Source organism: Sphingomonas endophytica, assembly GCF_001476895.1.
Taxonomy (GTDB): domain Bacteria; phylum Pseudomonadota; class Alphaproteobacteria; order Sphingomonadales; family Sphingomonadaceae; genus Sphingomonas; species Sphingomonas endophytica_A.
The window spans coordinates 1-822 of sequence record NZ_LDTB01000218.1 but is presented as its reverse complement, the minus strand read 5'-3'; the positions used below and the strand labels follow the sequence as shown (position 1 = coordinate 822).

Genomic DNA, 822 nt, shown 5'->3' with positions numbered 1-822 from the left:
TCCTGGCGCCGGACTACACCTACGGCCAGACGGTCTACGAATCCTTCGCCAAGTTCGCCAAGGAGGCGGGCTGGACGCAGGTTCTGAAGGAGACCGTGCCGCTGGGCACCGCCGATTACAGCTCGGCGCTCCTAAACATCGCCAATAGCGGCGCCGACGTTTTCGTGAACATCTGCTTCGGCGCGGATGCGGTCGCCTCGACCAAGCAGGCCGAGCAGTTCGGCGTCCTGTCGAGCATGAAGCTCGTCGTGCCGAACCTGTCCTCCTTCCAGGACAAGGAATTGGGCGCCGAACTGATGCAGGGCGTCTACGGCTCCTGCGATTTCTGGTGGACGCTGGAGGACCGCTATCCGCTGGCCAAGACGTTCGTGGCGAGCTTTCTGGAGAAGAACAAGTATCACCCGCGCTGGGGCGCCCACATCGCCTACATGCAAACTTACCTTTGGGCGCTCACGGCGGAACGGGTCGGCGGATTCAACCCGGTCGATATGATCAAGGCGATGGAGGCCTCGAAGAGCCAGCCCTACAACTCGACCATCGGCAAGGTTTATTACCGCGCCGAGGACCATCAGATGGTCCGGCCGATTCCGATCCTGAAGGGCAAGACGCCCGGCGCGATGAAGGGGCCGGAGGATTTCTACGAGATCGTGGACGTGGTCGAGGGCGAGAGCGTGATGAATGCGCCCGACCTGTTCGGCTGCAAGCTCGGCCCCTACACCTGAGGGACCGGCCATGCCCAGCACGGCGGTTCTCCTCTCCCAGGCCTTCAACGGCCTCGCCCTCGGAAGCCTTCTCGCCCTCGTGTCCAGCGGGCTCACCATC

At 63.1% G+C, this 822-nt stretch carries 1 protein-coding gene; it reads left to right on the top strand.

Translation table 11 applies throughout. The annotated features are described in order from the left end of the window. On the top strand, positions 1-722 hold a 722-nt coding region (locus NS334_RS16835), incomplete at its 5' end, for an ABC transporter substrate-binding protein (RefSeq protein ID WP_153002814.1). Positions 723-822 lie beyond the last annotated feature (100 nt).